Origin of the sequence: Mycobacterium sp. DL440, from assembly GCF_011745145.1 — a bacterium.
GTDB lineage: Bacteria > Actinomycetota > Actinomycetes > Mycobacteriales > Mycobacteriaceae > Mycobacterium.
In genome coordinates, this window is the sequence record NZ_CP050191.1 from 601,300 (window position 1) to 625,643 (window position 24,344).

The 24,344-nt window shown below is 66.7% G+C and carries 21 protein-coding genes and 1 pseudogene; 13 read left to right on the forward strand and 9 right to left on the reverse strand.

Annotation, left to right across the window (positions count from 1 at the left end):
- The first annotated feature begins 20 nt into the window (after positions 1 to 20).
- The 3 genes from HBE63_RS02965 to HBE63_RS02975 are packed head-to-tail and all read left to right on the forward strand — an operon-like array spanning position 21 to position 3,452.
- Positions 21 to 1,766, forward strand: a complete 1,746-nt coding sequence (locus tag HBE63_RS02965; RefSeq protein ID WP_166903131.1) for a glycerol-3-phosphate dehydrogenase/oxidase — start codon at positions 21 to 23, stop codon at positions 1,764 to 1,766.
- Positions 1,767 to 1,773: 7 nt separating this feature from the next.
- The gene (locus HBE63_RS02970) at positions 1,774 to 2,640 is read left to right on the forward strand and encodes a pseudouridine synthase (RefSeq protein WP_166903133.1); all 867 of its coding nucleotides are present in this window, start codon (positions 1,774 to 1,776) and stop codon (positions 2,638 to 2,640) included.
- 41 nt (positions 2,641 to 2,681) lie between these two features.
- Complete coding sequence (locus tag HBE63_RS02975; protein WP_166903135.1) at positions 2,682 to 3,452, forward strand: SDR family NAD(P)-dependent oxidoreductase; 771 nt, start codon at positions 2,682 to 2,684, stop codon at positions 3,450 to 3,452.
- A gap of 207 nt (positions 3,453 to 3,659) precedes the next feature.
- On the opposite strand, the gene HBE63_RS02980 is transcribed toward HBE63_RS02975, so the two are convergent.
- Both HBE63_RS02980 and HBE63_RS02985 read right to left on the reverse strand, forming a co-directional pair.
- A complete protein-coding gene (locus HBE63_RS02980; protein ID WP_166903137.1) occupies positions 3,660 to 4,439 on the reverse strand; it encodes an enoyl-CoA hydratase/isomerase family protein in 780 nt (259 codons plus the stop codon).
- Positions 4,440 to 4,449: 10 nt separating this feature from the next.
- Positions 4,450 to 5,142 (reverse strand): TetR family transcriptional regulator, encoded by a 693-nt coding sequence (locus HBE63_RS02985; protein WP_166903139.1) that lies wholly within the window; start codon positions 5,140 to 5,142, stop codon positions 4,450 to 4,452.
- A gap of 71 nt (positions 5,143 to 5,213) precedes the next feature.
- On the opposite strand from HBE63_RS02985, the gene HBE63_RS02990 reads away from it, so the two are divergent.
- The 3 genes from HBE63_RS02990 (at position 5,214) to HBE63_RS03000 (ending at position 7,931) form a co-directional block, all read left to right on the forward strand.
- Positions 5,214 to 6,311 carry a ferredoxin reductase gene (locus tag HBE63_RS02990; protein ID WP_166903141.1) on the forward strand — a complete coding sequence of 366 codons (1,098 nt, stop codon included), beginning with the start codon at positions 5,214 to 5,216 and terminating at the stop codon, positions 6,309 to 6,311.
- A gap of 23 nt (positions 6,312 to 6,334) precedes the next feature.
- A complete protein-coding gene (locus HBE63_RS02995; protein WP_166903143.1) occupies positions 6,335 to 7,495 on the forward strand; it encodes an acyl-CoA desaturase in 1,161 nt (386 codons plus the stop codon).
- A 211-nt stretch (positions 7,496 to 7,706) separates the two neighbouring features.
- Positions 7,707 to 7,931 carry an FAD-dependent oxidoreductase gene (locus HBE63_RS03000; protein WP_243858471.1) on the forward strand — a complete coding sequence of 75 codons (225 nt, stop codon included), beginning with the start codon at positions 7,707 to 7,709 and terminating at the stop codon, positions 7,929 to 7,931.
- 198 nt (positions 7,932 to 8,129) lie between these two features.
- Here the strand turns inward: HBE63_RS03000 and nei2 are convergent, their stop codons facing one another.
- The 4 genes from nei2 to HBE63_RS03020 are packed head-to-tail and all read right to left on the reverse strand — an operon-like array spanning position 8,130 to position 15,086.
- Positions 8,130 to 8,882 carry an endonuclease VIII Nei2 gene (nei2, locus tag HBE63_RS03005; protein WP_166903145.1) on the reverse strand — a complete coding sequence of 251 codons (753 nt, stop codon included), beginning with the start codon at positions 8,880 to 8,882 and terminating at the stop codon, positions 8,130 to 8,132.
- Positions 8,883 to 8,885: 3 nt separating this feature from the next.
- On the reverse strand, positions 8,886 to 9,833 hold the full coding sequence (locus tag HBE63_RS03010) for an SDR family NAD(P)-dependent oxidoreductase (RefSeq protein WP_166903147.1): 948 nt from the start codon (positions 9,831 to 9,833) through the stop codon (positions 8,886 to 8,888).
- Positions 9,834 to 9,875: 42 nt separating this feature from the next.
- Complete coding sequence (locus HBE63_RS03015; protein ID WP_166903149.1) at positions 9,876 to 14,396, reverse strand: ATP-dependent helicase; 4,521 nt, start codon at positions 14,394 to 14,396, stop codon at positions 9,876 to 9,878.
- A gap of 36 nt (positions 14,397 to 14,432) precedes the next feature.
- Positions 14,433 to 15,086, reverse strand: a complete 654-nt coding sequence (locus tag HBE63_RS03020; protein ID WP_166903151.1) for a TetR/AcrR family transcriptional regulator — start codon at positions 15,084 to 15,086, stop codon at positions 14,433 to 14,435.
- Between the two features lie 64 nt (positions 15,087 to 15,150).
- On the opposite strand from HBE63_RS03020, the gene HBE63_RS03025 reads away from it, so the two are divergent.
- Positions 15,151 to 16,542, forward strand: a complete 1,392-nt coding sequence (locus HBE63_RS03025; protein WP_166903153.1) for a cytochrome P450 — start codon at positions 15,151 to 15,153, stop codon at positions 16,540 to 16,542.
- 79 nt (positions 16,543 to 16,621) lie between these two features.
- Positions 16,622 to 18,073, forward strand: coding sequence for a lipase maturation factor family protein (locus HBE63_RS03030; RefSeq protein WP_166909304.1), 1,452 nt, complete (start codon positions 16,622 to 16,624; stop codon positions 18,071 to 18,073).
- On the opposite strand, the gene HBE63_RS03035 is transcribed toward HBE63_RS03030, so the two are convergent.
- Both HBE63_RS03035 and HBE63_RS03040 read right to left on the reverse strand, forming a co-directional pair.
- Entirely contained in the window at positions 18,053 to 18,856 is an 804-nt protein-coding gene (locus HBE63_RS03035) for an SDR family NAD(P)-dependent oxidoreductase (protein ID WP_166903155.1), read from the reverse strand. The genes HBE63_RS03030 and HBE63_RS03035 overlap by 21 nt on opposite strands.
- A 40-nt stretch (positions 18,857 to 18,896) precedes the next feature.
- Positions 18,897 to 20,447 (reverse strand): aldehyde dehydrogenase family protein, encoded by a 1,551-nt coding sequence (locus HBE63_RS03040; RefSeq protein ID WP_166903157.1) that lies wholly within the window; start codon positions 20,445 to 20,447, stop codon positions 18,897 to 18,899.
- A gap of 59 nt (positions 20,448 to 20,506) precedes the next feature.
- Here HBE63_RS03040 and HBE63_RS03045 point away from each other — a divergent pair, with 59 nt between their 5' ends.
- Both HBE63_RS03045 and lat read left to right on the forward strand, forming a co-directional pair.
- A complete protein-coding gene (locus tag HBE63_RS03045; protein ID WP_166903159.1) occupies positions 20,507 to 20,971 on the forward strand; it encodes an Lrp/AsnC family transcriptional regulator in 465 nt (154 codons plus the stop codon).
- A gap of 52 nt (positions 20,972 to 21,023) precedes the next feature.
- Positions 21,024 to 22,355, forward strand: coding sequence for an L-lysine 6-transaminase (gene lat, locus HBE63_RS03050; RefSeq protein ID WP_166903161.1), 1,332 nt, complete (start codon positions 21,024 to 21,026; stop codon positions 22,353 to 22,355).
- Here the strand turns inward: lat and HBE63_RS03055 are convergent.
- Entirely contained in the window at positions 22,352 to 22,939 is a 588-nt protein-coding gene (locus HBE63_RS03055) for a restriction endonuclease (RefSeq protein ID WP_166903163.1), read from the reverse strand. The two genes, lat and HBE63_RS03055, sit on opposite strands and share 4 nt — an antisense overlap.
- Before the next feature lie 71 nt (positions 22,940 to 23,010).
- Between HBE63_RS03055 and HBE63_RS03060 the strand changes: the two genes are divergently transcribed.
- The 3 genes and pseudogenes from HBE63_RS03060 to usfY all read left to right on the forward strand — a co-directional run bounded on the left by HBE63_RS03060 (position 23,011) and on the right by usfY (position 24,318).
- On the forward strand, positions 23,011 to 23,697 hold the full coding sequence (locus HBE63_RS03060) for a PAS and ANTAR domain-containing protein (protein ID WP_166903165.1): 687 nt from the start codon (positions 23,011 to 23,013) through the stop codon (positions 23,695 to 23,697).
- A gap of 123 nt (positions 23,698 to 23,820) precedes the next feature.
- Positions 23,821 to 23,997 (forward strand): annotated as a pseudogene (locus HBE63_RS03065) (flavodoxin); the annotation flags it as partial.
- A gap of 12 nt (positions 23,998 to 24,009) precedes the next feature.
- Positions 24,010 to 24,318 (forward strand): protein UsfY, encoded by a 309-nt coding sequence (usfY, locus tag HBE63_RS03070; RefSeq protein WP_166903167.1) that lies wholly within the window; start codon positions 24,010 to 24,012, stop codon positions 24,316 to 24,318.
- The last annotated feature ends 26 nt before the right edge of the window (positions 24,319 to 24,344 follow it).

Genomic DNA, 24,344 nt, shown 5'->3' on the forward strand with positions numbered 1-24,344 from the left:
ACCCACGTAGCCTGGGGATCGTGACTGACCCGATCTCAGCACCGGGCGACGGGCAAACCTTCCTCGGACCGCAGCACAGGGCGCAAGCCTGGCAACGACTCGCCCACGAACAATTCGACGTAGTGGTCATCGGCGGTGGTGTAGTGGGAGCCGGCGCGGCGTTGGACGCCGCGACTCGTGGACTCACAGTCGCCCTCGTCGAGGCGCGCGATTTTGCTTCCGGCACATCCAGTCGCAGCTCCAAGATGTTCCACGGCGGGCTGCGGTATCTGGAACAGCTGGAATTCGGCTTGGTACGCGAAGCCCTCCACGAGCGGGAACTGAGCCTCACCACGCTGGCACCGCATCTGGTCAAACCGTTGCCGTTCCTGTTCCCGTTGACCAACCGTTGGTGGGAGCGGCCGTACATGGCGGCTGGGATCTTCCTCTACGACCAACTCGGCGGAGCGAAATCCGTTCCCGCACAAAAGCATCTGACGAAAGCCGGTGCGTTGCGGTTGGCCCCTGGGCTCAAGCGCAGCTCGCTGATCGGTGGAATCCGCTACTACGACACCGTGGTTGACGACGCCCGTCACACGATGACCGTGGCCCGCACCGCGGCCCACTACGGCGCGGTCGTGCGCTCGTCGAGCCAGGTGGTGTCGATGTTGCGCGAGGGCGACCGCGTCGTGGGGGTGACCCTGCGGGATTCCGAGGACGGGGCCACCACCGAGGTGCGGGGCCATGTCGTGGTCAACGCCACCGGGGTGTGGACCGACGAGATCCAGGCACTGTCCAAGGAACGCGGCCGGTTCCGGGTGCGCGCGTCCAAGGGTGTGCACATCGTGGTGCCGCGCGACCGGATAGTCAGTGAGGTGGCGATCATTCTGCGCACCGAGAAGTCGGTGCTGTTCGTGATTCCGTGGGGTACGCACTGGATCATCGGGACCACCGACACGGACTGGAATCTCGACCTCGCGCATCCCGCCGCCACCAAGGCCGACATCGATTACATCCTCGGGCACGTCAACACCGTGCTGGCGACCCCGTTGACCCACGACGATATCGACGGTGTCTACGCCGGGCTGCGTCCGCTGCTGGCCGGCGAGAGCGAAGAGACCTCCAAGCTGTCGCGGGAGCATGCCGTCGCGGTGCCTTCGCCGGGACTTGTGGCGATCGCCGGCGGAAAGTACACCACCTACCGGGTGATGGCGGCCGACGCGATCGATGCTGCCGCAGAGTTCATCCCGGCCCGGGTGGCGCCGTCGATCACCGAGAAGGTCCCGCTGATGGGTGCCGATGGATACTTCGCCCTGATCAATCAGACCGAATACGTCGGCAAGCAATACGGGCTGCATCCCTACCGCGTTCGGCACCTGCTGGACCGCTACGGCTCGCTGATCGGTGAGGTGCTCAAGATGGCCGAGGGACGGCCAGAACTGCTGGCCCCCATCACTGATGCGCCGGTGTATCTGAAGGTCGAGGCGTATTACGCCGCGGCGGCTGAAGGCGCTCTGCACCTGGAAGACATCCTGGCCCGCCGGATGCGGGTCGCCATCGAGTACCCGCACCGTGGTGTCGATTGCGCCCTCGAGGTCGCTGAAGTAGTTGCGCCCGTGCTGGGGTGGAGCGCCGAGGACGTCGACCGTGAGGTCGCCACGTACATCGCGAGGGTGGAGGCGGAGGTGCTGTCGCAGACCCAGCCCGACGACGAGTCCGCCGATGCGTTGCGCCAAGCGGCGCCGGAGGCCCGAGCCGAGATCCTCGAACCCGTGCCCCTGAATTGACGGGGCATTGAGACGGCCCGCGCCGCTGCCGGTGCGTGACGGTATCGGCCCGGCGCGGCTGCGGTTGTTGGGCGGCAATGTGTACGGCGAGCTTCAGGAACGGTTCGGCATCGGCGCGAAAGTGCTTGCCGGAGAAGTGGTTCTGCCCGACGGCACGTCTGTTGATGCGACAACCGTGCTGCCCACGGGTGCGTACGTCTACTTCTACCGCGACCTCGCCGACGAGGTGGCCGTCCCGTTCGACATCCCGGTGCTGTACCGCGACGACGACATCGTCGTCGTCGACAAGCCGCACTTCCTGGCCACGATGCCCCGGGGCGGGCACGTGGCGCAGACGGCACTGGTGCGGCTGCGCCGTGAGCTGGACCTACCGGAACTGAGCCCGGCGCATCGATTGGACCGGCTGACCGCGGGCGTGCTGCTGTTCACCGTGCGTCGCGAGGTTCGCGGCCGTTATCAGCGACTGTTCGCCGAGGGCGGGGCGCGCAAGACGTACCTCGCGCGCGCTGCCGGCACCGCCACGGTGTCGTTACCCGCCACCCTGCGCAGCCGGATCATCAAGCACCGCGGGCAGTTGCAGGCCTTCGAGGAGCCCGGTGAGCCCAACGCCGAGACGTATGTCGAGCCGGTGCACGACGGCCCAGGGGACGGCCTGTACCGGCTGACGCCTCGCACCGGGCGGACCCATCAGCTGCGCGTGCACATGGCCTCCATCGGGCTGCCGATCATCGGCGATTCCCTGTACCCCAACGTGATCGACGTCGCGCCGGATGATTTCGACCATCCGCTACAACTGCTGGCGCAGCGGCTGGAGTTCACCGACCCGATCACCGGCGAGGACCGCGAATTCGTGAGTACCCGACTATGGGGCTGAAGCCTTGCGTGAGCAGACTGCGGTGATGTTCTACTGACGGGGTGAACCGTGAGACTTTTGACCATCTCTTCGACATGACCGACCGGACCGTGATCGTCACCGGCGGCACCCGCGGCATCGGATTGGCTCTCGCCGAGGGGTTTACGCTGGCCGGGGCCCGAGTGGTGGTCGCCAGCCGTAAGCCCGAGGCCTGCGAGCAGGCGGCCGAGCACCTGCGCGAGCTCGGGGGACAGGCAATCGGGGTTCCCACCCACAGCGGCAACATCGACGACCTCGGCGCGTTGGTGGAGCGCACGGTTGCGGAGTTCGGCGGGATCGATGTGGTGGTCAACAACGCGGCGAATGCGCTGGCCCAGCCATTGGGGCAGATGACGCCGGAGGCCTGGGCCAAGTCCTACGAGGTGAACCTGCGCGGGCCGGTGTTCCTGGTGCAGCACGCCTTGCCGCATCTGAAGGCCAGCGCGAAGGCGGCGGTGCTGAACATGGTGTCGGTCGGGGCGTTCAATTTCGCACCGGCGCTGTCGATCTATGCCTCGGGCAAGGCCGCGCTGATGTCAGTCACCCGGTCGATGGCGGCCGAGTTCGCGCCGCTGGGCATCCGGGTGAACGCCATGGCGCCGGGACCGGTCGATACCGACATGATGCGCAACAACCCGCAGGAGGCCATCGATCTCATGAAGGGAGGGACCTTGATGAAGCGGCTGGCCACGCCGGATGAGATGGTCGGCGCGGCCCTACTGATGTGTTCGGACGCCGGCAGCTACATGACCGGGCAGGTGGTCATCGTCGACGGTGGGGGAACGCCGCGGTGACTGCGCCGGTGTACGACGACTTCACCGTGCCGGTCGTGCTCGAAGGCGCGGACAGTACCCGCGTGTGGCGCAGTCGGGCACGCGAGACGTTGACGCTGTCGACGCTTTCGGATCGCAGGGTGCATCTTCGTCACCGTCATGCTGGCGTGGCTGCTCGTGATGGGATTCCTGTGGCTCGTGCCGATCAACGGGAATAAGTTGTGACGTTTACTTGCGCTTCGTGAACTGAGCCGACCCGCTCAGACTGCCGGTGCCGACAGACAGGATCTGGCTGCGGTTCTCCACATGCAGCGCGGTCTCCAGACAGCCGGCGTCGAGGTTGGCCCAGAGCACCTGTTTGGTGGATTCCAGCCCGAATTTGCCATAGCCGCAAAGGGTTTCGGCAATTTCGAGGGCGGCGTCGACGAGGTTCGCGGTGTCGTCGACGATACGGGTGACCAGGCCGAGTCGCAGCGCCTCGGCCGCCTCGACTGCCCGCGCAGTGAGGATCAGGTCGAATGCCGGACCCGCGCCGATGATCCGGGGCAGGGTGTAGCTCACGCCGATGTCACAGCCGCCGATGCCCAGCTTGATGAACTGTGTGCAGAACTTCGCCGCCGGGCCGGCGATGCGGATGTCGCTGGCCGCGGCCAGGGCAAAGCCGCCGCCGTAGGCCGCGCCGTTGACCGCGGCGATGACGGGTTGGCGCAAGCGGTGCAGTTTGACCGTCAGATTGGCGATGCGCTCCTGCCAGCGCATGCCCGAGCGGGGAAACTCGGCGCCGCCGCCTGCCTCGGGCGGGTTGGGATCGCTCAGGTCCAGCCCCGAGCAGAAGCCGCGGCCGGCGCCGGTGAGCACGACGACGCGGCACTCGTTGTTGCCCGCGATCTCGTCGAGGGTCGCGTGCAGGGCCTCGACCAATTCGTACGACAACGCGTTCAGTTTCTCGGGCCGATTGAGGGTGATGACGGCGATGTCGGGTCGGGGGTAGGCCAGCTCAAGGGTCATGCGCCGGACCCTAGCCGGTGCTGTGCCACCCGTTGACGCCAACGGCGATCATTCGTAGTTGTTTGACCGCGGTGCGGTGGATGGCCTCGACAGACTGTGCGTCAGTTGCGTCTTCGAGAGCCTCGGCCGTCGAGATCATCGCATTGACGAACAGGTTCGTCAGGATGTTGAGGTCCTCACTGCTCCAGTCCTTGAGACCCGGGAAACGGGCGAGGTCGATCGCGAGTTCCGAGGTGATCAGCCGGATCTCGGTGCGGATCGCGTAGCGCAGTACCGAGACCCCGCTGGAGCGTTCGCGGGCGATGAACCGCCAGTGTTCGCGACGTTCGTTGACGCTGCCGATCAGGATCTCGGCCGAGGACTCGATGACGTGGTGTGGGTCGAGCTTGCCGGCACGGGCGCCACGCAGCATGTCGCGCAGGGATCGGAACGACTCGTCGATGAGCACGAGACCGAGCGCATCCATCGAGTCGAAGTGCCGGTAGAACGCGGCGGGCACGATGCCCGCCTCCCGGGTGACCTCCCGCAGGGACAGCGCGCTGAAGCTGCGGTCTTCCAGCAGGGTCAGCGCGGCGGCGATGATCGCGCGCCGGGTGGCCTCTTTGCGTTCTTCCCTGGACAGCGTCTCCCGCGACCGCGACGCCGAGTCCGGCCGTCGTGTTCGTGACGTGGGTGTTCGTGAATTGGGCGTACGTTTGTTCACCGGTGTGAACCCTACCACTTACTGCATTTTTACCGTTGACAGAGTCATGTGTGCACGCGCACTGTGTACACATGTTCACTCAAACATTGACTGAAGGTGTCGGCCGGCGACTGCTGGCCGGCCCCCGGCTGAGTGCGCTCGCGAACCTGCTTACCGGTCCCCATGGAGTTGACCGCTACACCGAGCTGGTCGAACCGACCTGGACCCGCGGCGACGCCCGCGCCAAGGTGATCGCAGTGCGGCGGCAAACGCCGCGCAGCGTCACGCTGACCCTCGAACCCAATGCCGCCTTCGCCGGCTTTCGGGCGGGCCAGCACATCAACCTCTCCGTAGAAATCAACGGCCGGCGCCGCACCCGGTGCTACTCGCCGGCCAGCGCCGAAGGTGCAGCTCGTGTCGAGCTGACCATCGGCCGCCACGACGGCGGCCTGGTTTCGACGTACCTGTGCGACCACGCATACCCGGGCATGGTGCTGGGGCTCGACTCCGTCGGCGGAGATTTCGTCCTCCCGGCGGTACTGCCGAAGCGCATCTTGTTCGTCTCCGGCGGCAGCGGCGTCACTCCCGTGATGTCCATGTTGCGGACCTTGCGTGGACAGGCGTTCACCGGCGAGGTCGCGTTCGTGCACTACGCACGCGGCGTTGAGGAGGCCTGCTACCTCTCGGAGCTCGCGGCGATGGGCGGAGCCGGTGTGCGGGTGCTGCACGGATACACCCGCGACGGCGACGGGCCGATCGGCGATCTCGACGGATACTTCGACCCGGCGCACCTGGCCGCGGCCTTTCCCGATGCCGAGCCCGACGCGGTGTTCGTCTGCGGTCCGCCGGCGCTCGTCGACGCCGTCCGCACGCACTGCCCCGATGCGCGCTCGGAAAGTTTCGTCCCGCCCGTATTCAGTGCGTCCGGCGAATCCACCGGTGGCACAGTCACATTCACCAACAGTTCCGTTACCGTGACCGACGACGGTCAGACCCTGCTGGCGCAGGCCGAAGCGGCGGGGCTGACCCCGGAAAACGGATGCCGCATGGGCATCTGCCACAGCTGCACGCGGTCCAAGAGCCGCGGAGCAGTGCGCAACCTGATTACCGGCGCGGTTTCCAGCGCCGACAGCGAAGACATCCAGATCTGCGTCACCGCCCCAATCGGTGACGTCGACATCGACCTCTGACTCTCACTCCGAAAGGCACTGTCATGCCCGAGTTGAAGAAGTACACCCTGACCCCCGACCAGTTCGAGGAATTCGGCCGCGAACTCGACGTCATCCGTGAACGCGCCATTGCCGATCTCGGTGAGCGCGACGCCACATACATCCGCGACATCATCAAGCTGCAGCGCAAGCTCGAGGTCGGCGGCCGTGCGTTGCTGTTCCTGCCGCCCGCCTGGCCGGTCGGAACCGTGATGCTCGGACTGTCGAAGATCCTCGACAACATGGAGATCGGCCACAACGTCATGCACGGCCAGTACGACTGGATGGGCGATCCGGCGTTGCGCGGCCAGAACTTCGAATGGGATTCCGCGTGCCCGTCCAATCAGTGGCGGCACTCGCACAACTACATGCACCACACGTACACCAATGTGGTCGACATGGACCGCGACATCGGTTACGGCGTCCTGCGGATGAGCGAGGACCAGAAGTGGAGCCCGTACTACCTGGGCAATCCGTTGTACGCATTCCTGTTGATGGTGTTCTTCCAGTACGGCGTCGCCCTGCACGAGCTGGAGACCGAGCGCATCCGCACCGGTGAGATCAAGCTGCGGGACAAGAAGGACATGCTGCGCGAGATGTGGGCCAAGGTGCGCAAGCAGACGGTCAAGGATTACGTGGCCTTCCCGCTGCTGGCCGGCCCGTTCGCGCCATTCGTGTTCGCGGGCAACATGACCGCCAACCTGATGCGCAACGTGTGGTCCTACACCATCATCTTCTGCGGGCATTTCCCGGAGGGCACCCATGAGTTCACCATCGAGGAGACCGAGAACGAGTCCCGAGGGCAGTGGTACTTCCGGCAGTTGCTCGGCTCGGCGAACCTCAGTGGTGGCAAGTGGTTCCACATCTTCAGCGGTAACCTGTCCTTCCAGATCGAACACCATCTGTTCCCCGACATTCCGGCGCATCGCTATGCCGAGATCTCCGGTGAGGTGAAGGAGATCTGCCAGCGTTACGGCCTGCCCTACAACTCGGGGCCGATCCACAAGCAGTTCGCCTCCGTGGTGCGCAAGATCGTGCGGCTGGCGTTCCCCTGGGGCGGCACGCCCAAGGATCCTGAGCCGGCCGTCAAGGAGCCCACGATCGAAGAAACTGCACCGGAAACGGATTCGCAGCCGATCTGCGAACCCGAACTCGTCAACTGCTGATCGGCAGGCTGCACTGCAGCAGTACTAGTGTGCCGATTGGCCGGGCGCAGCTTCCACGGCGAGCGATAGGCATAGCCCCCGGGCTACAAGGCCATCGCGGTGTACGACATGCCATTCTGGAGGCAGCGCAACGGCGGCGTGTTCGTTACCAGCCCGCCGAACGGTCCGGGCCACCTGTGTGTGCTCATCGGGGGACCTGCGGCGACGGGCTGTGCTGGACCCGTTGATCGGCCAGATCTGGCCGGAGGTTCTCACGCCTGTCAGATGGCATGAGAAGTCATGGCACACCGATGAATACGTTGGTGGAGGCTTTACCGTCCTGCCCATTGTGGGAACCAGGGACGGCCCCCTGCCACTACCGTCCGCCCCTGTCGGCAACTTCCACTGGGCAGGTACCGAAACGGTGAGCGATCACGCGGGCTACGCGCAGAGGTAGTCCGGGCGCCGAACGTGGAAGCTGTTGTGCTCGGCACGTAATCAGAATGCATCGGAATCAGTGTCGAACATACGTTCGATTATGCCACCACCGGGTGACACTTTCAGCGTTATCTCTCAGGACATCGGTGACCGTCCCGGTTGTCTTGGTGGTGGCACCTCTACTCCGACGCTCGGGGGCGCTTCTGCACAACGGAGTTCACGTTTGGCAGGTCGGACACCAATAGGTCACCCGATCACCGCTGGCATCGGTTTCGATGAGTGTCCCGCACCGGCGGCACGGTTCTCCGGCGCGGCCATACACCCACAGTTGCCGTCCGGGGCGGGTATCCCCGGTGGTGGTGCGGTTCCATCGGGACCGGTTGAGCCACAGCATGTCCCGGGCACGTTGTACGACACGCAGGGGATCGGTCACTGAGCTGACCGGGGAGGTCGGCAGCCGCCCGAAGATGAAACACAGCTCATTGCAATACACATTGCCGACACCGGCCATCACCCGCTGATCGAGCAAGGCTGCCGCCAGGGCGCGCTCCGGTTCAGCGATCAGGTGGGCCGCGGCGATGCGCGGCTCCCAGTCGGGGCCGAGCAGGTCCGGTCCGAGGTGCGCCACCGTCGCCATATCGGTGTCGCGGTCAAGCACTTCGAGAACACCGAGATCGATTCCGGTGGCCCTACTGTCGGCAGTCTCCAACACGATCCGGGTCCGGTGCACCGCGCCTTTGGACCACCCGATCCGCCAACTGCCCTCCATCTTGAGATGAGAGTGGATGCTGGCCGGACCAACCCGGATGAACAGATGCTTGCCTCGGCTGAGAACTTCATCGACCACCTGCCCGGTCAGGTCGACGGTGGCATATCGGGGCACCCTGATGTCGCAGCGGGTCAACGTCTTGCCCGCCAGCGCGTCGCGTAGCGCTGTGGCGGTATGGAAGACGGTGTCGCCTTCGGGCATGCCCTATTCAACCAGCCCCAGAGAAAGCTCCCACAGTCGTTCTGCGTTGGACGGGTCCAGGGCATATGGGGCGACACCGGATATACCGAACTCATCGCGGCAGCCAACGACTTTCGCTTCGTTGCAGTCATCGAAGTAGCGTCCGCTGATGCCTTCCAGCAGAGGCGAAGCCGCGAGCAGCACCGAAGTGGCGGCACCCTGCTCCACGGTCTTGAGCCGGCTGCCCGCTTCGGCAAAACGCTGGGCCGCCTGGGCGCCGTAGGCGGGATCAAGATGGCGCTGCAGTGCTGTGAGGATGCCCCCGGGCATCAGAGCGTTCGCGGTGATGCCGTCGTCGGCCCAGCGGCGGGCAGCCTCCACGGCGAACAGCACGTTGGCGGTCTTCGACTGGCCGTATGCCCCGAACGGGTCGTAGTCGCGGAACGCATAGTCGATGTCGTCGAACACGACGGGGGAGCGCAGGTGCCCGGAGGAGCTGACGGATACCACGCGGGCGCCCCCGGCCGAGGCAAGGGCCCGGTGCAGGCCGGTGGTGAGCGCGAAATGGCCGAGATGATTGGTCGCGAACTGCAGTTCGTGACCGCCGGACGACAACGTGAGCTCCTGTACTGCCATCACCCCCGCGTTGTTGACCAGAATGTGAAGCGGGCCGGACCACGCACGTGCGAACGACCTCACGCTGTCGAGATCGGTCAGGTCGAGGGCGCCGACTCGGATTTCGTCGTTCCCGGTGGACGCGCGTAGTTGGGCGGCGACGCGATCGCCTGCAGCGGCGTCACGGACGGCCAACGTCACGGCGGCTCCAGCGGTTGCGAGCGCGCGGGCCGTTTCGGTGCCGATGCCCGAGGCCGCGCCGGTGACGATGGCTGAGCGTCCGGTCAAGTCGACTCCGGCGATCACATCCGAGGCGGTCGATTCGAAGCCGAAGGGTGTGGCGATGGGGGCAGTCATGCGGGTGAACAACAACGCGTGCCCATGCTCTGTTCCCTGCGGCTACCGAAGCCGCAAACCGCGCGGGGTGCGGGCAAACCCAGCCCCCGTCAGCGCCTCCTGCACGCTGGCGCGGTCTTCGTCGACCCCGGGGTCGAGGACGGCGACCCCGTTGATCCGCTCGACGAGTAGCGACGGTATGCGTCCGCCGCTCACGAGTTCGGCCAGTGCGGCAGCGGCGGCCCGTTGCGTCTCGGTATCGGAGGTGAAGCTGAGCAGGGTCTTGCCGCCGCGTTCCAGGAACCACACCAACTTTCCGTCGACGAGTGCCACCAGGGCACCGGCCTTGCGGCCCGGCCGGTGCATGTCGGTGTCGCCCGTCCGTTCCGGCCAGGCCAGGGCGGCCCCGTACGGGTTGGCCGGGTCGGTCGCGGCGAGCATGACGGCGTGGTATTCGGGACGCTGCGGGTCGACGCCGTCGAGATAGGACCGCAGCCGGTCGACGGTCGAGGCCGCCGCGAACTGTGCCCCGCCCAGTGACTCGACGAAGTAGCCCCGCTGGCAGCGGCCGGCATCCTCGAAGGCGCTCAGCACCTTGTACAACGTGGCGAACCCGCCGGGCACACCCTCGGCCGCCGCTGCCCCCTTGGTCAGCACCCCGTGTCGGTTGAGCAGCAGCTCCGCCTGAAAGTGGGCCCGCACCGTCGAATCCGGTTCTGCACCAGGCAATGACGACCACCGGCCGGACACCATCGGATCGGCCGCTCGGCTGTGCGGGCGTGCCACGCTGTAGCGACTGAGACGGGGCGGGCGTTGCCGCTGCCGGTGTGCCGGTGCCCCCGACCGCCGGGGACCAGACAGCATCGCCCGCATCGGTGCAAACGTGTCACCGGTGATCCAGCCGGCCCAGATCAGTTCCCACAGAGCAGTTTTCAGCTCGGATTCGGAAGCCTGATCGGTGAGTTGGCGGAAGAAGTACGCGCCGCCGTGACCGAGTGTCTCCATGATGGCCCGGTGCGTGTCGGTGAACTCGATCTCGGCGGGGGTGGGCAGCGTCAGCGGGGCCGCCTCGGCCAGATGGAACACCACCCAGCCGTCGCTGCTGCCGATCTGCCCGGCTCCCGACCACATCACTTCGCCGGAGGCCAGCAGCTCATCGAGCATGGCCGGCTGGTAATCACGCACCCGCTGGCCGAAGACCAGCGACTCCACAGCCGACGCGGGAAGGAGGACACCGGCCAGCTGCTCGATCACCGTCGCCAGCCCGTCGATACCCGAGCTCTGGCTGGACCCGACGTGCTGCCAGGACGGCAGGAAGCGACCATAGGCTGCGGTGCTGACCGGCTCGACCTGAGCGCGCAACGCGGCCAGGGAGCGACGGCGCAGGATGCGCAGCACCTCCGCGTCGCACCACTGGTCGCCCGGAAGATCATCAACGAATTCGCCGCGCACCAGCCGGCCGTCGACAGCCATGCGGCCCAACACGTCTGCGGTCACCCGCAGGCCCAGGCCGAAGCGGGTGGCCACCTCAACGGTGGTGAACGGCCCGTGGGTGCGGGCGTAGCGGCCGATCAGGTCCCCGAGCGGGTCGTCGACGGATTCGGTGAAGGCCATGGGCACCCCGACCGGAACCGGAGCACCGACCCCGTCGCGCAGCAGGCCGATGTCTTCCACTGCCGCCCACCAGGTCTGGCCGGCGTAGGCGACCGGGAGCGCGCGCTTGGCGGCGTGCAACCCGTCGAGCCAACCTCCGATGGTGTCGGTGGTGGCGCGCTCGACGATCTCGGTCTCGGTGAGCGGGCCCAGCATCCGCAACAGGTCGGCGACCGCCTCGGCGTCGCGGACGGCCCGTTCCTCCGTCAGGTGCTGTAGTTGGGCCGACGTCGAGGCGACCACCGCGGGGTCGAGCAGTTCGCGAAGCTCGACGCGTCCCAGCAGTTCGGACAACAGCACGGTGTCCAGCGCCAGCGCGGCGGCGCGCCGCTCGGCCAATGGGCTGTCGCCCTCGTACATGAACGCACCCACGTAGCCGAACAACAGCGAGGCCGCGAACGGCGAGGGGGTGGCGGTTTCCACCTCCACTACCCGCAGCCGGCGCTGGGCCACCCGGCGCATCAGCTCGGTCAGGGCCGGCACGTCATAGACGTCCTGCAGGCATTCGCGCACCGTTTCCAGCACGATCGGGAAGTCCGGGTACTTGCGGGCGATGTCGAGCAGTTGCGCGGCACGTTGCCGTTGATGCCACAACGGGGACCGCTTGCCGGGGTGCCGGCGGGGCAGCAACAGGGCACGCGCGGCGCACTCGCGGAACCGGGACGCGAACAACGCCGACCCGCCCACTTCGGCGGTGACGATGGGTTCGATCTCGTCGGCGTCGAACACGAACAGGTCTGCGCCGGGCGGGGTTTCGCCACTGTCGGGGAGCCGCACGATGATGCCGTCGTCGGACGCGGTCGGCTTCTCATCGATGCCGTACCGTTCCCGCAGCCGGCGGCCCACCGCCAGGGCCAGTGGTCCGTGAACCCGCAGGCCGTACGGGGAATGCAGGATCACCCGCCAGTCGCCGAGCTCGTCCCGGAAGCGTTCCACCACGAACGTGCTGTCACTGGGGACCACACCGGTGGCCTCCCGCTGATCGTGCAAGAGCTGATGCAGGTTGTCGGTGGCGAAGCCGGCGAAACCCATTGCCTGGCAGCGCTCATCGAACTCCGCTCGGCCGAGCGCGGCGAGTTCTCCGGTGAACGCTCCGACCGCCGCGCCCAGCTCGGCGGGCCGGCCCACGCTGTCGCCACGCCAGAACGGCAACCGGGCGGGCTGGCCCGGCGCGGGGATGACCAGCACCCGGTCATGGGTGATCTCGGTGATCCGCCAGCTGGTCGCCCCCAGGGAGATGACGTCGCCGGGACGGGATTCGTAGACCATCTCCTCGTCGAGTTCGCCGACCCGCGAGGGCTTTTCGGAATCAGTGGCCAGGTAGACGGTGAACAGACCGCGGTCGGGGATCGCGCCGCCGGAGGTGACCGCCAGGCGCTGGGCGCCCGGGCGGGCGGTCAGGGTTCCGTGGTCACGGTCATAGACGAGACGTGGCCGCAGCTCGGCGAACTCGGTGGACGGATACTTTCCGGACAACAGGTCCAGGGTGGCTTCGAAGGCGCTGCGCGGGAGCGTGGCGAAAGGTGCGCTGCGCCGTACCGCATCGAACCACGCGTCGGCGTCCACCGGTTCCAGGGCGGCTGCCGCCACGGTGTGCTGCGCCAGCACGTCGAGCGGATTGGCCGGGACATGCATGGTCTCGATGTCACCGGAGCGCATGCGCTGTACCGTCACCGCGCAGCCGATCAGGTCGGTGCGGTGTTTGGGGAACAGCACGCCCTGGGAGATCTCGCCGACCTGGTGCCCGGCGCGCCCGATCCGCTGCAGCCCACTGGCCACCGACGGCGGCGATTCGACCTGGATCACCAGATCGACGGCACCCATGTCGATGCCGAGCTCCAGGCTGGAGGTGGCGACGACGGCGCGCAACCGGCCGCTCTTGAGGTCGTCTTCGACCTGGGCCCGCTGCTCCTTGCTGACCGAGCCATGGTGCGCCCGGGCCAGCAGTGTCGGTGCGCCGTTGGCCTGGCCGCTGGCCATGAGTTGAGCCGGTGCACCCCCGCCCACCTGCGGGTTGTGCTCGCCCGAGAGCTCGATGCCGGCCCGTTCGGCGTGAATCTCGTTGAGACGTGAGGTCAGGCGCTCGGCCAGCCGTCGGGAGTTGGCGAACACGATCGAGGACTTGTGTGACTCGATCAGATCGACGATGCGCTCCTCGACATCTGGCCAGATGCTGTTGTTGGCGAGATTGGCCATGTCCGGCACCGGGACCTGCACCGAGAGGTCGAAGGTCTTGCCGGACGGTGGGGCGACGATCGTGGTGGGGGCCTGGCCGGAAAGGAACCGGGCCACCTCTTCGGGAGGACGCACTGTTGCCGACAACCCGATCCGCTGGGCAGGTTTGTCGAGCAGCTGGTCGAGCCGTTCGAGTGAAAGGGCCAGGTGCGCACCACGTTTGGTGGCAGCGACGGCATGGACCTCGTCGACGATCACCGTCCGCACCGAGGCCAGGGTCTCGCGGGCCGCCGAGGTCAGCATCAGGAACAGGGATTCCGGCGTGGTGATCAGGATGTCGGGCGGCTTGGTCAGCATCGCGCGGCGCGCACTGGGCGGGGTGTCCCCGGAGCGGACGCCGACGCTGATGGAAGGTGCCGGCACCCCGTGACGTTCGGCCACCCGGGTGATCCCGGTCAGCGGGGTGCGCAGGTTGCGTTCGACGTCGACGGCCAGGGCCTTGAGTGGTGACACGTAGAGCACCGTGGTGCCCGAACGGGGATCGGGCGGCAACTGGGCCAGCTCATCGATGGCCCACAGGAACGCGGCGAGCGTCTTGCCCGACCCGGTGGGCGCGACGACCAGGGTGTTGTGGCCCTCGGCAATCGCGGACCAGGCCTGGGCCTGGGCGGCCGTCGGCGCGGGGAAGGCAGCCGCGAACCACTCCCGGGTCAGCGAACTGAACCGGGCCAGCGAATCAGCCGGCGTGGTGGTCATCTAGCCATACTGCCGCGCAGCACCGACAAGTGGGATTCAGCGATACTCCGGGGATGCCGCGCAGACCAGTTCAGCCGGGAGTCCCGGGACCCGGCCGATGGTGTCGAGCAGGGCATGCGCGCAACTGTCGGCGACGAAACCCGCGTCGATCGACGGGTCCTTGAGCCGTTGCCGGCACATCTCGAAGGTCAGGGCCAGCCATCCGTAGACGGTGGCTCGGAGATCACGCTCGATCTTGGCGTCCAGCGGCTCGGATAGCGCGTCGCTGATCCGGCCCATGATCCGGTCGGCCTGGCGATCGTTGTCGATGTCGTCGACGCCGCGCAGTACCGGATCGGTGCGGCCCAGCCCCATATATGCCGCCCAGGCGCCGTGCGGATGCTCCTCGTCGTAGCGCAGATAGGCCAGCACCCCGGCGCGCAGCAGGCCGAACAGACTCTGACCAGGCTCGGGAGCAGTACTCGTGGCCTCGAACAACCGCTCGCCCTCGGCCCGTACCACGGCGGCGAAGAAGGCCCGCTTGTCGGGGAAGTAGTGGTACATCAGGGCTCGCGACACCCCGGCCCGCTCGGCGATCTCATCGATGCGGACCTCGTCGTACGGCCGCTGGCCGAACACCTCGGCGCCCAGCGCCAGCAGCTCATTGCGTCTGTCGGCGGGGGACAGCCGGCGTCTCGACTCGGCACCCACGAACTGCAGCCTAACGCTAGAGCCCTTACTTGACACATGTACAACAAGGCGGAATCTTGGTGTCATGACCGTCGTGGGTGCGCGGACTTCACCCGAAGGTGCCAAATATCCGAAACTGCCCCACCCGCCGCGGCGGGTGCCGTTGCTCGGCGACGTCTTCGGTCTGCAACCCGACTCGTCGATGCAGAACGCGATGGGAATGGCCGGGCTGGGGCCGATCTGCGAATTCCGCTTCCTGGGTGCCCGCTACGTGGTGGCCACCGGCGCGGACGCGGTCAGCGATCTCAACGACGAGACCCGGTTCTGCAAGCACGTGGGCCCTGACATCGAGGTCCTGCGGATCGTGGCCGGCGATGGGCTGTTTACCGCCTACAACGACGAGCCGAACTGGCTCAAGGCACATCAGCTGCTGATGCCGGCATTCAGCCAGGCTGCGATGCGTCGCTACCACGCGGTGATGTTCGACGTCGCCGATGAGCTGACCGGCCATTGGGATGCGCAGGCCGATCGGGGTGAAACCGTCGATGTCTCGGCCGACACCACCAGAGTCACTCTGGAGACCATCGGGCGGTGCACGGCCGGGTACTCGTTCGGGTGCTTCCAGAGCGACACTGTGCACCCGTTCGTCGCCCACATGGTGTCGGCGCTACTGGGTGCCGACCGCCTCGGGGTACTGCGCGAAACCTTCCTGCCCGCTTTCGTCTTCCGGCGCTACGAGCGCCGGCTCCGCCGCGACGCGCACTATCTGCACGGGCTGGCCGACGACATCGTCTCGGCGCGGCGGGGGCAGCGATCGGGCACCCATGACGACCTGCTGCAGATCATGCTGGAGTCCGATCTAGACCCCGCCAATATCCGCTATCAGCTGATCAACTTTCTGATCGCCGGGCATGAAACCACGTCCGGTGCATTGTCATTCGCGCTGTACTTCCTGTCGAAACACCCGGAGGTGCTTGCCCGCGCCCGCGACGAGGTGGACGAGGTGTGGGGTGACGAGCCGCGGCCCGAGTTCGAGAAGATCGCCAAACTGCGGTATGTCCGGCGGGTTCTCGACGAGTCGCTGCGGTTGCAGCCAACGGTGCCGGCCTACTACCGCGCTGCTCGCCAGGACACCGTGCTCGCCGGAATCCACCCGATGCGCAAGGGGGACTGGGCGCTGGCGCTGACCTCAACCCTGCATCGTGACCCGCGGTGGGGGTGCGACCCGGAGTTGTTCGACCCCGAACGGTTCACGCCGGAGCAGATGCGGACGCGCCCCGGTGGCCTGTACAAGCCGTTCGGTACGGGCGAAAGATCTTGCATCGGAAGACAGTTCGCACTCCACGAAGCCGTGTTGATGTTGGCGGTGCTGATCCGCCGCTACGATCTGATCGCCGATCCGGACTACACGCTGCAGGTGCAGGAGCGCCTGACCATGATGCCGTCCGGCTTCCGGCTCGGCTTGCGGCGACGATAGCCGCTCGTACCGCGTATGAAATACCCCGATTCGGGGTACCGTTTTCGTGGACACACCCGCAACGTCGGCAGGTCCGCGCATGGAATGGTTCAACGCAGACGAATACTGGTTGGCCCGACAGGTATTGCAGCGGGGGACCGCCGCGATCTACCTGATCGCGTTCATCGTGGCGGCCCGGCAGTTCCGTGGGCTCCTCGGTGAGCGCGGCCTGCTGCCGATACCCCGATTTCTGGCTGCCAACTCGTTCCGGCGTGCCCCGAGCCTATTTCAACTCCACTACTCGGACCGCTTCTTCGCCGCAGTATGCGTCGCCGGGGCTGTGCTCTCCGCGGCCCTGCTCGCCGGCTTCGGAGACGTGGTGCCGCTCTGGGCTGCGATGCTGACCTGGCTGCTCGTGTGGGCGCTGTATCTGTCGATCGTCAACGTGGGCCAGACGTGGTACTCGTTCGGGTGGGAATCCCTGCTGCTGGAAGCCGGGTTCCTGGTGACCTTCCTGGGCAACGACGACGTCGGCCCGCCGCTGCTGGTGCTGTGGCTGGCCCGCTGGCTGCTGTTCCGGGTCGAGTTCGGCGCCGGGCTGATCAAGCTGCGCGGTGACCCGTGCTGGCGCAACCTGACCTGCCTGTACTACCACCACGAGACCCAGCCCATGCCCGGCCCGTTGAGCTGGTTCTTCCATCACCTGCCCAGGCCGCTGCACCGAGTCGAAGTGGCGGGTAACCACTTTGCCCAACTCGTGGTGCCGTTCGCGCTGTTCGCCCCACAGCCCGTGGCCAGCGGGGCGGCAATCGTCGTCATGGTTACCCAGCTGTGGTTGGTGGCGTCGGGCAACTTCGCCTGGCTCAACTGGGTCACCATCGTGCTGGCGTTCAGCGCGCTCTCGGATTCCACCGCGGCGGCACTGACCCCGGTTCCGCAACACCGATTCGGCCAGGCTCCAACATGGTTCGTCGTCGCGGTGATCGGGTTCGCGGTAGCAGTGGCGGCGCTCAGCTACCGGCCGGCGCGCAACCTCTTCTCCAAACGGCAGCGGATGAATGCCTCCTACAACAGGTATCACCTGGTGAACTCCTACGGCGCGTTCGGCACCGTCGGTCGCACCCGTGACGAGGTAGTGCTCGAGGGCACCTCGGATGCCAGCCTGGGAGAGCACACCGTGTGGAAGGAGTACGAGTTCAAGGGCAAGCCCGGCGATGTCCGACGGCGGCCGCGGCAGTTCGCGCCCTATCATCTGCGACTGGACTGGCTGATGTGGTTCGCCGCCATCTCACCGGCATACGCTCACGGTTGGCTGCGTATGCTGCTGACCCGCCTGCTGGAGAACGACCGCCACACGTTGAAGCTGCTGCGGTGCAACCCATTCCCCGATGATCCGCCACGTTACGTGCGGGCCCAGCTGTACCGGTACGAGTTCAGCAGCTGGACCGAACTGCGGCGTGATCACGTCTGGTGGCACCGCATCTCGCTGGGCGTGTATGTCCCGCCGCAATCGCTGACCGCGGCCGGTCGATCATCGGCCGGCGCGCAGTGACCGCTGGTAGCGGCGCATCCCGGCGATCCACCGGTCGTAATCGGAGCCCTTGTGCCGGTACATGTCGAGGACCTGTGAGTGCGGTAGGACGAGAAAGCTGTCCGACTGCACGGCCGCCACGGTAGCCGCCGCTACATCCTGGGCACTGATCACCTCGCCCGATTGCACGATCGACGCCGCACCGGCGGCGGAATCCGGATCCGCCGAAGCACGCACCGCATCAAGCAGCGGGGTGTCCACCCCCAACGGGCACACGCAGCTGACCCCGACGTTGTCATCGCCGTACGTGATGGCCAGCCATTCGGCGAAGCCGACCGCGGCGTGCTTGCTGACGGAATACCCGGCCGCCCCGATCTGGGATAAGAGACCGGCCGCCGAGGCGACCGACACGAAGTAACCGCCGCCGCGCGACAGCCATTGCGGAACAAGCACTTGTGCCGCCCGGACATGGGAGCGCAGATTGACGTCGAGGATCGAATCCCAATCCTCGTCGGTGCCGAGACCCGGTGCGCCGATGATTCCTGCGTTGGCGACGTAGATGTCGACGGGGCCGAACTCGGTCGTTGTCAGCGCCTCGATGTCTGCCGTGACACCGGCGTCGGCCCGCATCCCCAGCGCCTGCCCGCCCCCGGAACGGATCTGCGCGGCGGTCTGTTCGACCGACTCCACGTTGAGGTCGGCGGCCACCACCCGGGCGCCCGCCGCCGCGAACGACCCTGCCAGTGCACGGCCGATTCCCGATCCGGCGCCGGTGATGACCGCCACCGAGTTCTCAATCTGCATGCCTCCTGCTTACCCTGTGCTCCGCGCACCAGCGGGTCAGTTAACCGAAATGCACGCCCTGGGCCAGTGGTAGCTCCGAGGAGTAATTGACGGTGTTGGTCGCGCGACGCATGTACGCCTTCCAGGCGTCCGACCCGGACTCACGGCCACCGCCGGTGTGCTTCTCACCGCCGAACGCGCCGCCGATCTCGGCGCCCGAGGTTCCGATGTTGACATTGGCGATACCGCAGTCGGAGCCGTCGGCGGCCATGAACCGCTCGGCCTCCCGCACATCGGTGGTGAAGATGGCCGACGAAAGTCCCTGTGGCACTGCATTGTTCAGGTCGATCGCGTCGTCGATACCGTCGTAGGTGAGCACGTAGAGGATCGGCGCGAACGTCTCGGTGTGCACGACGGCGGTCTGCGCCGGCATCCGGACCACCGCGGGCGAGACGTAAAACGCACCCTCGTCACCCAAGTCGTGGCGCTCACCGCCGAACACCTCTCCGCCGTCGGCGCGAGCGTGTTCCAGCGCCCCGACCATGTCCCGGTAGGCCCTGGTGTGAATGAGCGGGCCGACCAGGGTCCCGTCGACGCTCGGATCACCCACGGGCAGGCTCCGGTAGGCCGAGACGATCCGGGACACCAGGTCATCGGCGACCGACGAGTGCACGATCAACCGGCGCAGGGTCGTGCAGCGTTGTCCCGCGGTACCCGCGGCGGAGAACACGATGGCCCGCACCGCGAGATCCAGATCGGCAGAAGGCGTCACGATCGCGGCGTTGTTGCCACCCAGCTCGAGCAGCGCCTTGCCGAACCGCGCCGCGACACGTGGTCCGACCTGCTGGCCCATCCGCACCGATCCGGTCGCGCTGACCAGCGCCACCCGTTCATCGTCGACCAGTTGTTCACCCAACTCGCGCCCGCCGAGGATGAGCCGGCAGACGGAGCCCACAACTCCAACGTCGGATGCGGCACGCTCGATCAGGGCCTGGCACGCGATCGCGGTGAGTGGAGTCAACTCGGAGGGTTTCCACACCACGGTGTCGCCGCAGACCAGGGCGATCGCGGTGTTCCACGACCATACCGCGACCGGAAAGTTGAACGCGGTGATCACGCCGACGACGCCCAACGGGTGCCACGTCTCCATCAGTCGGTGCCCGGGGCGTTCGGAAGCGATGGTGCGGCCATACAACTGGCGTGACAGGCCCACCGCGAACTGGCAGATGTCGATCATCTCCTGCACCTCGCCCAGTGCCTCGGAGGTGATCTTGCCTGCCTCGACCGTCACCAGCGTCGCCAGATCGGCCTTGTGCTCGGTGAGCAACTCGCCGAGGCGTGCGACCAGTGCGCCGCGCACCGGGGCCGGGGTGGTACGCCAGCTGGAGAAAGCTTGTGCGGCACTGGCGATCGCAGCGTCAACGCGTTCAGGGCTGTCTTCGGGCAGAGTGAACAGCACATCGCCGCTGATCGGGGTGCTCGCGTGCAGGCCGCTGCCCGGGGCGGTCGGCTCGCCCAGTTCGGTTCGTGCACCGATGGCCTCGAGGGCGAGCCGCACCCGCCGGCGCAGCTCGTCGCTGGTGGGGAGGTCGGTCCGTTCGGTGGTGGTCATCGTGTGCCTTTCTGGTTGGCTGCGGTGCCGGATCGGCCGGGGGAGTTACAGTGCGGGCCATGGGTGAAGCCGACGAATACGTGCTGGACGACACGGACCGGATCCTGGTCCGCGCGCTCGCCGCCGACGGCAGGGCCACGCTGGCGCATCTTGCATCGGCGGCCGGGCTGTCGGTCTCGGCGGTGCAGGCGCGGGTGCGCCGTCTGGAGTCGCGGGGAGTGGTGACCGGATATGCGGCGCGGCTCAATCCCGAGGCGCTGGGCAACATGCTCTCGGCGTTCGTCGCCATCACTCCTCTCGATCCGTCTCAACCCGATGATGCACCTGCCCGGTTGCAGGGCATCCCCGAAATCGAATCGTGCCACTCGGTGGCCGGCGAGGAGAGCTACGTCCTGCTGGTCCGGGTCGCCTCGGCACGGGCCTTGGAGGACCTGCTCCAGCGGATCAGGACGGCAGCCAACGTCCGCACCCGGAGCACCATCATTTTGCAGACATTTTACAGTGGGCGTGACTACCTTCCGTAACTATTACGATGAGATGCGGAGTGCACCGTAAAAATTCCGCTAAGATGGCGTCATGACTGCCGTGCTGACACCTACGCCGCAGGTAACGCCTGACGGGGTACGAGCCGTCCTGTCCCGCAGCATCCTTACCGACGGCTTCGATTTCGTCCTCGACCTCGACCGCTCCCGGGGCTCCTATCTGGTGGATGCACGCACCGGTGATCGCTTCCTGGACATGTTCACCTTCTTCGCCTCATCCGCACTCGGGATGAACCATCCGGCGCTGGCCGACGAACGCTTCCGGGCCGAGCTGGCCCAGGCCGCGGTGAACAAGCCGAGCAATTCCGACATCTACAGCGTGCCGCTGGCCCGCTTCGTGGCCACCTTCCGCCGGGTGCTCGGGGACCCGGACCTGCCGCACCTGTTCTTCGTCGACGGCGGTGCACTGGCGGTCGAGAATGCCCTCAAGGTGGCGTTCGACTGGAAGAGCCGCCACAACGAGGCCCGCGGGATCGACCCCGCCCTCGGTACCAAGGTGCTGCATCTACGCGGAGCCTTCCACGGCCGCAGCGGATACACGATGTCGCTGACCAACACCGACCCGGTCAAGGTGGCCCGCTTCCCGAAGTTCGACTGGCCACGCATCGATGCGCCGTACCTGCATCCAGGGGTGGATATCGCTGTGCTCGAAGCCGATTCGCTACGTCAGGCACGGGCCGCATTCGAGGCCAACCCGCACGACATCGCCTGCTTCATCGCTGAGCCGATCCAGGGTGAGGGTGGTGACCGGCACATGCGGCCGCAGTTCTTCGCCGCGATGCGGGAGCTGTGCGACGAGTTCGACGCCCTGCTGATCTTCGACGAGGTGCAGACCGGGTGCGGCATCACCGGAACTGCTTGGGCCTACCAGCAATTGGGGGCCGCCCCGGATGTGGTCGCATTTGGGAAGAAGACTCAGGTGTGTGGGTTGATGGCCGGCCGGCGGGTCGACGAGGTCGCCGACAACGTCTTCACCGTGAGCTCGCGGATCAACTCGACCTGGGGTGGGAACCTGGTGGACATGGTGCGTTCACGGCGAATCCTCGAGGTCATCGAAACCGACGATCTGTTGCGCAACGCCGCGGTGACCGGCGACTACCTTCGCGGTCAGTTACACAGGCTGGCAGCAGATTTCGTCGATACCGTGCTCGATCCCCGCGGCCGTGGCCTGATGTGTGCGTTCAGCCTGCCTACGCCCGCCGCGCGTGACGAACTGATTCGCCGGTTGTGGCACAGCCACGTCATCATGCTGCCGAGCGGCACCGACTCGGTGCGGTTCCGCCCGGCGCTGACCGTGACCCACCGGGAGATCGATAGCTGCCTCGATGCTGTCCGGGCCGCGCTGAGATCGCCACTGACCGGTTAGGGCCCACGGTCGGCGGCCGGGTTCGCGGCCGGCTCGGGCGCCGCAGCGCGGCGCAGGATCGATTTCAGCCTGGGCAGCTCGGCTCCGCCCACCAACTCGCAGCCGTGAAGTTCGGCGAGTTTGCGTGCGGCCGGCGTGAATTCGTTGTTGGTGACCACCATGGTCCTGGTGCAATCCTGCATCGGCGCGCCCGCGACGACCTCCTGCACGGCACCCGCGCCGACTGGCCGTGACAGACGTTTGCATTGCACGGCAATACGGTTCGGCCGGTGTCCGACGATCAGGTCCACACCCCAGTCTCCGGTGAGCGGAGTCATGATCACCGGTAATCCACAGTTGCGGGCCACATGCGCCACGCGGTCCTCGAACTCCAACCCGGTCATCTCGGTAGCCGTTTGCTCGCGGGTGCCGGGGGTGCGTGCGCCGTGAAATGCACCCAACAGGAACCGCGGAGTGCCCGCCAGCGTCATCGGCACTGCACAGCCGATTGCCAGGCTCCACACCGTGCCGACCCCGGCCAGGTGACTGGCGAAACCCGCAGCTGCGCCTGCTGCGATGAAGAGCTTGATCCTGAGCCGTCTCACGGCGCCGAATGTAGACGCCACCTGTGACAATCGGTTGCGTCGCCGCCAGCTCGGCGCGATATTCTCGTTCCGTGACGACTGATCCGGCTGCGGGGAACCCCGAGTCACCGATCGAGCATGCGTTTGCCGGCGGCGAGGCGCAGCGTGTCGGTTGGTTCCGCTTCTACTTCGCCGACGAGCGCTGGGAGTGGTCGCCACAGGTGGAGCGGATGCACGGGTATGAACCGGGCACCGTCCATCCGACGACCGAGCTGGTGCTCTCCCACAAGCACCCTGAGGACTACGGGCAGGTGGCCGCCACCCTGCTCGAGATCCGGCGTACCTCAGGTGCGTTCAGCACCCGCCATCGGATCATCGATGCGGCCGGTGACGTCCACCACGTCGTCGTGGTGGGGGATCAGCTCTTCGATGACGCCGGCACGATCATCGGAACACACGGTTTCTACGTCGACGTCTCGCCGTCGGTCACGCAGGCACGGGAGGATGCCCTCAGCGAGGTGGTGGCCGAGATCGCCGAGGCCCGTGGTGCCATCGAGCAGGCCAAGGGCATGCTGATGCTGATCTACCGGATCAATGCGGATGCGGCGTTCGAACTGCTGAAGTGGCGGTCGCAGGAGACCAACACCAAGTTGCGCCTGTTAGCCGAGCAGTTGGCGGAAGATTTCCTGGCTCTCGATTACAGCGAGACGCTTCCCAACCGCGCGATCTTGGACCGGTTGCTGCTCACCGCCCACCAACGGGTCAGCCCAGAGGTTTAGCCAGACCCCGTCCAGGGAAGACTCCCGGCGCCGATCCGAAGCGAACCGGGAGATGGATTGATGACTGCCCCGACCCTGACCGCGATGGCCTTGGGCGGCAACGACCAGTGGCCGGAGATCCGCAACTCCATCCCGGCCCAGGGCTGCACGTACTGGAACGGCGAGGCCTTGCACGGCACTGACTACCTGGATCTCGACGAGGTGCCCGGCCCCGTCGCCGATGCCACCGCCGCGGCTGCACGCAACGCGGCACACCTGGCCGGGCTGCTCAAAGAGGGCGGGTACCCGCGTTATGAGTGAGAGGGAAAAATGATGAAAGGTCCCGACGATCCTGTCGACCACACCAGGACGACCCGGCCGCATGCCGGCGAGTCGATGAAAGACAACCGCAACATGCCCGCGCTGGTCCTGGTCGGCCTGGGCGTGGTGATGTTCGTCGGCTGTCTGGTGGGCTTCGCGACCGGTAACACCGGGGTAGGGGTGTTGCTCGCCGTGCTGGCCGCCATCGGCCTGTTGGGCGGTGGACTGTGGCTCGCGATCGCGCACCTACGTGTCCGTCGGATCGAAGAACGTTGGTACGCAGAGCATCCCGACGCAGTCAAGCAAGCGCCCAACAGTTGATCCGCTGAACACGAGATGGCCCAGCC

Coding starts and splice junctions, on each gene's coding strand:
- HBE63_RS02995 (WP_166903143.1), top strand. CDS start 6,335: ATGCCCGAGTTGAAGAAGTACACCCTGACCCCCGACCAGTTCGAGGAA.
- HBE63_RS03035 (WP_166903155.1), bottom strand. CDS start 18,856: ATGCAGATTGAGAACTCGGTGGCGGTCATCACCGGCGCCGGATCGGGA.
- HBE63_RS03040 (WP_166903157.1), bottom strand. CDS start 20,447: ATGACCACCACCGAACGGACCGACCTCCCCACCAGCGACGAGCTGCGC.
- HBE63_RS03015 (WP_166903149.1), bottom strand. CDS start 14,396: ATGACCACCACGCCGGCTGATTCGCTGGCCCGGTTCAGTTCGCTGACC.
- nei2 (WP_166903145.1), bottom strand. CDS start 8,882: ATGCCCGAAGGCGACACCGTCTTCCATACCGCCACAGCGCTACGCGAC.
- HBE63_RS02980 (WP_166903137.1), bottom strand. CDS start 4,439: ATGACCCTTGAGCTGGCCTACCCCCGACCCGACATCGCCGTCATCACC.
- HBE63_RS03010 (WP_166903147.1), bottom strand. CDS start 9,833: ATGACTGCCCCCATCGCCACACCCTTCGGCTTCGAATCGACCGCCTCG.
- usfY (WP_166903167.1), top strand. CDS start 24,010: ATGAAAGGTCCCGACGATCCTGTCGACCACACCAGGACGACCCGGCCG.
- HBE63_RS03030 (WP_166909304.1), top strand. CDS start 16,622: ATGGAATGGTTCAACGCAGACGAATACTGGTTGGCCCGACAGGTATTG.
- HBE63_RS02990 (WP_166903141.1), top strand. CDS start 5,214: ATGTTCACTCAAACATTGACTGAAGGTGTCGGCCGGCGACTGCTGGCC.
- lat (WP_166903161.1), top strand. CDS start 21,024: ATGACTGCCGTGCTGACACCTACGCCGCAGGTAACGCCTGACGGGGTA.
- HBE63_RS03045 (WP_166903159.1), top strand. CDS start 20,507: ATGGGTGAAGCCGACGAATACGTGCTGGACGACACGGACCGGATCCTG.
- HBE63_RS03025 (WP_166903153.1), top strand. CDS start 15,151: ATGACCGTCGTGGGTGCGCGGACTTCACCCGAAGGTGCCAAATATCCG.